This is a genomic window from Dellaglioa sp. CoH-55-MRSF-8 (assembly GCF_056782195.1).
Genome location: NZ_JBXAYH010000006.1, coordinates 58,384 through 68,058, shown reverse-complemented (window position 1 = coordinate 68,058; position 9,675 = coordinate 58,384). Strand labels below are relative to the sequence as shown.

At 33.9% G+C, this 9,675-nt stretch carries 10 protein-coding genes; 7 read left to right on the top strand and 3 right to left on the bottom strand.

Annotated elements, in window-relative coordinates; genetic code table 11:
• Positions 1–104: 104 nt before the first annotated feature.
• Both AC1RPW_RS06720 and AC1RPW_RS06715 read right to left on the bottom strand, forming a co-directional pair.
• The gene (locus AC1RPW_RS06720) at positions 105–743 is read right to left on the bottom strand and encodes a copper homeostasis protein CutC (protein WP_481761860.1); all 639 of its coding nucleotides are present in this window, start codon (positions 741–743) and stop codon (positions 105–107) included.
• A 12-nt stretch (positions 744–755) separates the two neighbouring features.
• Entirely contained in the window at positions 756–1,781 is a 1,026-nt protein-coding gene (locus tag AC1RPW_RS06715; protein ID WP_481761859.1) for a lactonase family protein, read from the bottom strand.
• A gap of 125 nt (positions 1,782–1,906) precedes the next feature.
• Here AC1RPW_RS06715 and AC1RPW_RS06710 point away from each other — a divergent pair, with 125 nt between their 5' ends.
• Both AC1RPW_RS06710 and AC1RPW_RS06705 read left to right on the top strand, forming a co-directional pair.
• The gene (locus tag AC1RPW_RS06710; protein WP_409021462.1) at positions 1,907–2,260 is read left to right on the top strand and encodes a PTS glucitol/sorbitol transporter subunit IIA; all 354 of its coding nucleotides are present in this window, start codon (positions 1,907–1,909) and stop codon (positions 2,258–2,260) included.
• A 14-nt stretch (positions 2,261–2,274) separates the two neighbouring features.
• Entirely contained in the window at positions 2,275–3,453 is a 1,179-nt protein-coding gene (locus tag AC1RPW_RS06705; RefSeq protein ID WP_481761858.1) for an AI-2E family transporter, read from the top strand.
• A gap of 29 nt (positions 3,454–3,482) precedes the next feature.
• Here the strand turns inward: AC1RPW_RS06705 and guaC are convergent, their stop codons facing one another.
• On the bottom strand, positions 3,483–4,460 hold the full coding sequence (gene guaC, locus AC1RPW_RS06700; protein ID WP_481761857.1) for a GMP reductase: 978 nt from the start codon (positions 4,458–4,460) through the stop codon (positions 3,483–3,485).
• 185 nt (positions 4,461–4,645) lie between these two features.
• Between guaC and AC1RPW_RS06695 the strand changes: the two genes are divergently transcribed.
• From AC1RPW_RS06695 to AC1RPW_RS06675, 5 genes are all read left to right on the top strand, one after another.
• Positions 4,646–5,149, top strand: a complete 504-nt coding sequence (locus tag AC1RPW_RS06695) for a YbaK/EbsC family protein (RefSeq protein ID WP_481761863.1) — start codon at positions 4,646–4,648, stop codon at positions 5,147–5,149.
• A 46-nt stretch (positions 5,150–5,195) separates the two neighbouring features.
• Positions 5,196–6,068: a methyltransferase domain-containing protein gene (locus AC1RPW_RS06690; RefSeq protein ID WP_481761856.1), complete on the top strand. Its 873-nt coding sequence runs from the start codon at positions 5,196–5,198 to the stop codon at positions 6,066–6,068.
• Between the two features lie 178 nt (positions 6,069–6,246).
• Positions 6,247–6,759 (top strand): tRNA (uridine(34)/cytosine(34)/5-carboxymethylaminomethyluridine(34)-2'-O)-methyltransferase TrmL, encoded by a 513-nt coding sequence (trmL, locus tag AC1RPW_RS06685; RefSeq protein WP_409021458.1) that lies wholly within the window; start codon positions 6,247–6,249, stop codon positions 6,757–6,759.
• Positions 6,760–6,879: 120 nt separating this feature from the next.
• Positions 6,880–7,185: a DUF1033 family protein gene (locus AC1RPW_RS06680; RefSeq protein ID WP_481761855.1), complete on the top strand. Its 306-nt coding sequence runs from the start codon at positions 6,880–6,882 to the stop codon at positions 7,183–7,185.
• 111 nt (positions 7,186–7,296) lie between these two features.
• Positions 7,297–9,573: an FtsK/SpoIIIE family DNA translocase gene (locus tag AC1RPW_RS06675; RefSeq protein WP_481761854.1), complete on the top strand. Its 2,277-nt coding sequence runs from the start codon at positions 7,297–7,299 to the stop codon at positions 9,571–9,573.
• Positions 9,574–9,675 lie beyond the last annotated feature (102 nt).

Below are 9,675 nucleotides of genomic sequence, written 5' to 3'. Positions count from 1 at the left end.
AATACTGGGATAAAGCCATTTAGAAACATATTAAATTTTATATTATTTCATCCGTCAACTTGACAGGGCCTAGTACATGAAGTTGTTGGAACCTTTTTAGATGATTATTTTAAAATTATTTTTGTACCATGAAGCTCTTTAACGTTTAATTTAGCAGCAATAGTATCAACATTATCAAGTGTAATACCGCCACCTGGAACAATTTTAATGAGACCGTTTGACCAGTCAATAATTTCTTTGAGGTGGGGTAACGTTTCCTCGATAGGCTTATCAAGTGATCCGCCATGCGTTAAAACACGATCGATATCATGCTCTGCTAACCAAGATAGCGCATCAAGTTGTGCATTATTAGGAATTTCATCAAAAGCCATATGGAAAGTGATTTGCATGCCACCACTTGCTGCAATTAAAAACTCCATCGCCTCTATGTCTAAGTTATTATTCGTATCTAAAGCGCCAAATACGACGCCATCTACACCAAGTTGTTGAGCCTGAAATAAATCAGCCTCCATAATTTTTAATTCGGTATCGTTATAAACGAAATTTCCGCCACGGGGACGAATCATTGCCATTACAGGGACTTCATTGTCCTGTGCATAACGCATTGTTTCAGACATAACACCTTTACTGACAGTTGTACCACCGACAGCAAGATTATCGCAAAGTTCAAAACGATTAGCACCAGCGGCAAATTGTTTTGGGATATCAGTAAAATTTTCAACTGCAACTTCTTTAATTAACAAATTTAATTTCTCCTAATTTTCAAAATAAACGCAAACGGATTCTGGAACGGCAATATCTTTTTGAAGTAAAGTTAATTTACCAGAGGTTGAATCACGTTCGAATAAGGTAGCATTATCAGTGTTTTGGTTAGCAACAACCAAAAATTGTTCTGTTTTATTTAAACTGAAATCACGAGGAAAGTCACCTTCAGTTGAAATAAGTTGAATAAGTGTCATTGTGCCATCAACAGCAAGTGAATAACAAGCAATTGAGTTGTTTCCGCGATTAGAGACATACAAAAAGCGGCTATCTTTAGAAATGCGAATAGCAGCAATTCCGTTATGAGCATTCCAATCAGATGGAATTGATGAAAGTGTTTGAATCTCTTTAAATGAACCATCCGTTTGATTGTAGCTAAGTAACGAAACTTCACTTGAGAGCTCTCCAGCTAAGTATGCTAATTTTCCATTTTTATGGAAAACAATATGACGAGAACCGAACCCAGGCTCTGAACGATACTCAGCAATTTGTTTAATAGCACCATTATCTGACACATCAAAAGTTAACACTTGATCAGTTCCAAGGTCACAAACAACTAACCTATTGTCTGGTGTTAAATCAGTGAAATGAATATGAGAGCTTGTTTGTTCTGGTTTTGGACCATGACCTTCATTTGTAACTTCATTAATAAGAGCTAATGAGCCATCAGTTTGAATTTTTGAAATGGAAATAAGACCCTTATGGTAGTTTGAGCTGTAGACTAATTGACGGTTATTATCAACAGCAACGTAAGCAGGCGGAGCGCCTTCAGCTGAAACGTCATTTAAAAATTGGGGATTTTCTGATGCAAGGGTAAAGGCTGATATACCACCTAAATCTGACCTCTTTGAAACGGTATATAAGACACCTTTGTCCGATTTCGTGAGATAAGTTGGATTTTCAACCTTTATATAGGGTGTAGCGTTAGAAACTTTTTTTTCAATTGTATCAAGTTGAGCTCGTTGGATACCAGTACTTGTCTTTTTTGTATATGTACCAAACAAAATAGTCTCTTTCATAGTTACAAATACCTCCTCATGATATTGTCAATATTATATCATATATTTTTGTAAACGTTATTATTTATACTGGGGACTATGCTATAATTATAGGTAACTATAAAGGATAAGGGAGACGATAAAGTATGATTACAGCAAGAATTGAAGAAATTGGAAAAGATGCCATCTCAAAAAAGGAACCTATTGTTATCCTTTTCAATCAGAGTGCAACGGATGATTTAAGACAAGTTTCTGTCATTCAATCATTTGAAGATGATAAAAAAATTATTTCGCCAAAAACAGGTGATGAAATGATTATTAATGAACAAACTTATAAAATTGATTTCGCTGGAGAGTTAGTTTCAAGTAATTTTGAGTCGGTTGGGCATGCTACCTTGTTCTTTATGGAAGTTCCAGAACATCCACAACCAAATGGTATTTATTTAACACCGCATGTATTGCCAACTTTTAAAGTCGGTAATACAATCACGTATAAGTAAAGGAGTAGATTAAAATGCTCCCAAATGAAAAATCGACTTCACAACGATCATGGTTTTGGAAATGGGTTGTTAATAATAAAACAGTTAGCATTTTATCAATTGTTTTGTTAAGTTTGCTAATTATTTTTATGTTAGCACAAGTGGGCTGGTTTTTCGCACCAATTGGAGAGTTATTAAGCATTATTGGCTTCCCAATTGTTTTAGCTGGCGTGCTGTATTATTTAATATCCCCATTGATAGATTTTTGTGAAACGCGCTTTAAATTGAATCGAAGTTTGGTTATTACAGTTGTATTTATAGTAATTTCTGGGTTTTTAGTATGGGGGATTGTCGTTTTGATTCCTGCTGTACAAACACAAACAATTAGTATTATTAAAAATTGGCCGACGTATTGGTCAAATATCACACATCAAACGAATGATTTTATGTCGTCATCTTTATTTGATACTATTAAAACTTCAATTGAAAAAATAAATACAGATATCGTAGGAACAGTATCCAAAAAAGCGAGCTCAGTTATTGGATCAACAGTTGATTCTTTAGGTAGCGTTGTTGGTACTGTAACGACATTTATCATTGGATTAGTAACAGCACCCTTTATCTTATTTTATTTATTAAAAGATGGGCACGATTTACCTGAGTATTTATCAAATTTTTTCCCAGTAAGATATCGCAAATCAATCATTGAATTATTAGATGAAATTAATTTACAAGTCAGTCAATATATCCGAGGTCAGTTAACGGTAGCATTCTTTGTGGCCATATTATTTGTTATTGGTTTTTCAGTAGTTGGTCTTAAGTTTGCTTTAACGTTAGGGATTTTGGCAGGTTTTTTGAATTTAATTCCTTATTTAGGCTCTTTTCTAGCGATGATTCCTGCACTAGTAATTGCTGCTTTCGTGTCACCAATTATGTTGATAAAGGTTATTGTTGTTTTTATTGTTGAACAAACAATTGAAGCAAGATTGATTTCTCCATTGATTCTTGGAAGTAGTTTAGCAATCCATCCCGTTACAATTTTAATTGTTTTATTAGGTTCGGGACGGGTTTTTGGATTAATAGGTGTTATTTTTGGAATCCCAGGATATGCAATTCTAAAAGTTATTGTAACGCGGATTTTTGTATGGTATAAAAAGGATTCTGGTTTGTATGACGAATCAGAGAAAACGAATAAAGATAATCAAAAAAGTTAGACAAATTTTATTTTGTCTAACTTTTTTGATTAAAGCGTATCACCGTTAAAAATTGAATTTTTAACAATTACATAATCGACTTTTTCAAGTGCAGAGAGAGAATTACCACCAGCATAAGAAATTGAAGATTGTAAATCTTGTTGCATTTCAAGTAAAGTTTCATGAATGTCACCTTTAAAAGGAACGAGCATTTTTTTACCTTCAACATTAGTGTGGCTACCTTTTTGATATTCAGAGGCAGAGCCAAAATAACTTTTAAATAGATTACCATCTTTTTCAATTAAATCACCAGGACTTTGTTTGTGACCAGCAAAGAGTGAACCAATCATACACATTGAGGCCCCAAATCTGACTGACTTAGCAATATCACCATGAGTTCTTATACCACCATCAGTGATAATTGGTTTACTTGCTGCTTTAGAACATAATCTAAGAGCGGCTAATTGCCACCCGCCGGTACCGAATCCAGTTTTAATTTTAGTGATGCAAACTTTTCCGGGTCCAATACCAACCTTAGTTGCATCTGCACCAGCATTTTCTAGTTCTCTAACGCCTTCAGGTGTGCCAACATTTCCAGCAATTAGAAATGACTCTGGTAACCATTTTTTAATATGATGAATTAAATCAATGACACTTTGTGCGTGGCCATGCGCCACATCAATTGTTATATATTCTGGAATTAAATCAGCATCGGCAAGCTCTTCAATTAATGCCCATTCATGTGGTTTAACGCCAACACTAATAGAAGCAAACAAACCTTTTGCATGCATTTTTTTGACGAAAGGTAAGCGACTCTCTTCATCGAAACGGTGCATGACATAGAAATAGTCATTTGATGCAAGCCATTCTGCTAACGGTTCATCGATAATTGTCTGCATATTCGCAGGTACAACGGGTAGTTTAAAACGGCGAGGGCCAAATTGAATAGATGTATCGACTTCGGAACGGCTATTTACAATACATTTGTTAGGGACGAGCTGAATATCTTCATAATCAAAAACTGGCATAATATTTCCCCATTTCTTTTAAACACGAACTATTTTTAGTATTTATTAAATTATTATCAGTAACCAACTGATAATTTACGCTATTTAGCGAATTTAGTCAACATATTTTTGAAATAAATCGAAAATTAAATAAGAATACGTGAAGAGATAGACGTCGTGCTATAATTATTTTGGGAGTGATTATTATCGCAAAAAAAGAAAAAGTAAAAAAAACAAATGACGAACGCATTTTAGATCAAAATCATATTGAATTTGAGAGCTATACTTTTGATTTTTTAGGTGGTCGACAAATGGATTCAAGCAAAGAAGCTAAAGAACTAGGAACGGATGAAAGAAGTATTTTAAAAACAATTGTTTTACAGGGAAGTAACGGTGATAGAGATTACGTAGTTGTTTGCCTTCCTATTACTTTTGAAATTGATTTAAAATTAGTAGCACGTGAATTAAATGAAAAACAATTGCATTTAGCAGATAATAAAAATTTAATCAATATTACTGGTTACGTTCATGGCGCAAATACACCAATTGGAATTAATGTTCGAAAAGGATTTCCCATTTATTTTGATGAACGAATTCAAGAGTTCGATAAAATTTGGGTTTCAGCTGGTAAAGTTGGTCGTTCTGTTGGCGTAAAACGTGAAGAACTTGTTGAATTGGTTAAAGGTCATTACATTAACATTGAAAAATAAATAGCTATTGAATGTAAAATAAACGATAAAAAGGAATAAGTGTAAATTGAAAAAAATTGAGAAAAGTGCCGTATTTTTAAAAAATAAAATCGATTTATTTAGATGTCCTGTCTGCTTAAACCCCTACAGTAAAGTTGAAGGCCAGACGATGTTTTGCCCTGAAAATCATCAAATAGATTTATCAAAAAAAGGAACTCTTTTTTTCTTGAATCATGGGGTTAAAAGTGATTATGAATTGGATATGTGGTTAGCAAGGAGACAGTTATTACAAGCAGGCTTGTTTAAACCGATTACGGATAAAATTCTTGAGCAGCTTTCTGATGAAGAAGAAACAATTATGGATGTAGGTTGTGGAGAGGGAACACCACTTCATGATATAGAAGTAACACGCCAAAATGCTAAAGACACTTACGTTGGATTTGATATTTCAAAAGATGCAATCAATTATGCGACACAACAAGAGACAGATGCTTTTTATTGTATTGCTGATTTGGCTAAACTACCATTTAATAATAAGTCATTTTCAACAATTATTGATATTTTTTCGCCTTCTGCTTATACAGAATTTGATCGAGTATTAAAGGATGGCGGGCAGTTATTAAAAATCATTCCAAATTCAAATTACTTAGTTGAATTACGCGAACTTCTATATAACGAAGAGAGTCATAATAGGAGTTATAGTAATGAAAAGGTTTTAAATCTGTTTAAAGAAAATTATCCTGACTCTGAACAAATTACAATTAGTTATCAATTCGATATTCCAGAAGGCTTGTTTCCTGCCTTACTCGAAATGACTCCTTTACATTGGGGAGCTACAACAGATAATCAGGCTAAAGCTAAAAAACAACCTTTAACCAAAATTACGGTTGACGTTACACTATTAAAATATCGTAAAAATAAGTTAGAATCAGTGTTGTAACGAATAAATTGCTGTGGTATTATGAGTATACGAATTCGGTTGTTTAGAGACTGTCGACGATGTTGTCAGCTTCTGGAAATTGATCTTCATTAACGTATCTTTTCGCCGTGCCCACACCGAAATGATGCGTTTTTTTGTTGCCTAAAATAATAACGATTTTTTGAAAGGATGTTAATTTTTGACGAATCATATTGCATTATTTGAACCACTTATGCCTGCTAATACAGGTAATATTGCTAGAACTTGTGCTGGAACGGATACTGAACTACATTTAATTGAGCCCTTAGGATTTTCAACAGACGATAAATATTTAAAACGTGCTGGACTAGACTATTGGGATAAAGTAAAAATTACGTATCATAAAAATTTACAAGATTTTTTAGCATCTATTCCAGATCAGAAACAACTTTTTTTGGTTTCAAAATTTGCACCGCAAACTTATTCACAAGTAGATTATTCTGATGTGAATAAGGACTATTACTTCTTGTTTGGTAAAGAGACAACAGGTCTTCCTGAAAACTTTATGCGCCAAAATGAAGAGAAAGCAATCCGAATTCCACAAGATGATACGCACATTCGTGCCTTAAACTTATCTAATTCAGCTGCTATTGTAATTTATGAAACACTTAGACAACAAGACTTTTTAAATCTAGATAAAACACACACGTATGAAAATGATAAGCTAAAATAAGTAGCTTGAGCATTTTATAGACTAGAAATTCATAAATGGGTTATACTTGCTTCGGGTTAAGAAATAAACCGGTATTTATGATGAACAGTCATTTTATAAAATGGAAGGGTGTGAGCTAACTTGTTTCAAGTAATAACAATGTTTGGATTTGATGAACCATGGTGGTTTTTTGATGATTGGAAAAGTCATATTCAAAAAACAGTTGATTTTGATTCAATGGATGAAGCGATGGCTTTTTTTGAGGAACAATCTAGCGCATTTACCACTGAATTTAGCCATCAAAAAAGTAAACGTCAATTTTTGACAGCATTTTGGAATGAGGAACAAATGGATTATTGTTCAGATTGTGGTGATGATTTACAGTTATATCAAGGGTTACTGTTAGTTAAAGATGGCAAAGAAATTACAGCCAAAAAAGAGAGTTAATAACATAATTGTTATTAACTCTCTTTTTGTGGAAATGACTAGACAATGACACGGAAGGTAATTAAGATATGGTATAATTGAGTATCTATTTTAACAGAAGGAGGAACTGTTTTGGCTCAAAAAAAGAAAAGAAAAAAAAGAACAACAAAAAAAACAGTTCAATACAAATTTTCTAAAAATATAATTGGTGTTATATTTTTATTGTTTGGAATATTTGGTGTGCTAGCACTGGGATATTTGGGTGCTTTATTTGCTAACGTTTTCCGTTTGTTTGTTGGTAATACATATCAATTCGCATTATTAATTCTCGGTGTATATGGAAGTTACTTAATGATTATGGGAAAAGAGCCCAAAGTTAAGAAAAGAATTAATTGGGGATCCGTTATTTTATATGTTGGTGTTTTAGTCTTTCTTGAAGCCTGGTTTGTTGGGCACTCATCGGTGCATAGCCAATTTATTCAATATACATGGCAGACACTTGTTTCCGATTTTCGACAATCTGCAGTTAGTTCAACAGTTGGCGGTGGAATGATAGGGGCAAGCTTATACCAATTATCGTACTTCTTAATTTCACAAGCAGGCACCTATATTGTTAGTGTACTTTTCATCTTAGCCGGATTATTTATTTTTTTTGATCTCTCTTTTTCAGAAGTTATGTATACTGTTCAACGCTATCTAAACGTAATTATTGCTTGGACAAGAGAAGGTTTTCGCCGAATGAAAGTAGCAATAGATAGTTTTAAAGAAGAAAGAAAAGAAAATAAAGCAGAACAAGATGAAGAAGAATTAAAACCTGTAATTGACCATAGAACTGAAGAAAAGGAAATAAAAACTGAACGAGAAGTGACCGTTGATGAACCACCTATCATTACGCAACAAGAACCAGATTCAGAATTAGATTCAGAAGATGATCCTAAGATAATATCAAGTACAGTGGCTGATGATAATGAAGATTACCAATTACCACCAGTTACATTACTTACAAAAATTCCAAAAGAAGACCAAAGTGGCGAATATAAAACAATTGAAAAAAACACAAAAATATTGAAGCAAACATTTGAAAGCTTTGGTGTTGATGTTGAAATTAAAAGTGTGAGTTTAGGACCATCTGTTACTGAATATGAATTACATCCGGCAATTGGTGTTAAAGTTAGTAAAATTGTTAACCTTGCGGATGACTTAGCCTTAGCACTTGCTGCCAAAGATATTCGAATTGAAGCACCAATTCCTGGAAAATCACTTATTGGGATTGAAGTACCAAATTCTAAAGTATCAATGGTTTCATTCAGGGATGTGATTGAATCTCAACAAAAGAATCCAACACCAGATAAAGTTCTCGAAGTTCCTTTAGGTCGCGATGTTTCAGGCCAATTGGTAACAGCAGATTTAACAACGATGCCGCATTTATTGATTGCTGGCTCAACTGGTAGTGGTAAGTCAGTTGCAATTAATGGCATTATCACAAGTTTATTGATGAATACGAAACCAAATCAGGTTAAGTTTATGTTGATTGATCCTAAAAAAGTAGAGTTAGGTGTCTATAATGGTATTCCACATCTATTAACGCCGGTTGTTACAAATCCTAAAAAAGCATCACGAGCTTTACATAAGGTTGTTTCTGAAATGGAGCGACGCTACGAATTGTTTGCAGATGCTAGTCAACGTAATATTTCTGGATATAATCAAATGATTATGCAAGAAAACGCAGATGACGGACAAAAAAGAGCAACGTTACCTTATATTGTTGTCATTGTTGATGAATTGGCAGATTTAATGATGGTAGCCTCGAATGAGGTTGAAGATGCGATTATTCGTTTAGCACAAATGGCTCGAGCAGCTGGAATCCATATGATTTTGGCAACGCAACGTCCATCTGTTGATGTTATCACAGGATTGATTAAAGCTAACGTACCATCACGTATGGCTTTCGCTGTTTCCAGTGGGATTGACTCGAGAACAATTATTGATAGTAATGGTGCTGAAAAGCTTTTAGGTCGTGGGGATATGTTATTCCTACCAATGGGGCTAAATAAACCCATTCGTGTACAAGATGCTTACATTTCAGATAAAGATGTTGAAAGTGTTATTTCGTTTATTAAAAATCAGCAAGAACCACAATACGATGAAACGATGATTGTGACTGATGAAGAAACAGCTAACTCAGGATCAGCGTCTGATTCAGAAGACGAATTATTTGGGGACGCTGTTAAATTAGTGACTCATGAACAATCTTGCAGTGTATCCATGTTACAGAGACGTTTTAGGATTGGCTACAATCGAGCTGCTAGAATTGTTGATGAAATGGAAGCAAAAGGAATCGTTGGACCGCCAGAGGGAAGTAAGCCGCGCAAAGTGTTGATAAATGAAGAAACTGATGGTCCTAATTAGGGCTTTCAGTTTTTTTGTTTAGCCTAAACAGATTACGAAACAATTAAATTTGTGTTTCACTAGTCTTTCAATTATCATGGTAAAAGAACATCCGATTTAAAA

Coding starts and splice junctions, on each gene's coding strand:
- AC1RPW_RS06715 (WP_481761859.1), bottom strand. CDS start 1,781: ATGAAAGAGACTATTTTGTTTGGTACATATACAAAAAAGACAAGTACT.
- AC1RPW_RS06710 (WP_409021462.1), top strand. CDS start 1,907: ATGATTACAGCAAGAATTGAAGAAATTGGAAAAGATGCCATCTCAAAA.
- AC1RPW_RS06705 (WP_481761858.1), top strand. CDS start 2,275: ATGCTCCCAAATGAAAAATCGACTTCACAACGATCATGGTTTTGGAAA.
- guaC (WP_481761857.1), bottom strand. CDS start 4,460: ATGCCAGTTTTTGATTATGAAGATATTCAGCTCGTCCCTAACAAATGT.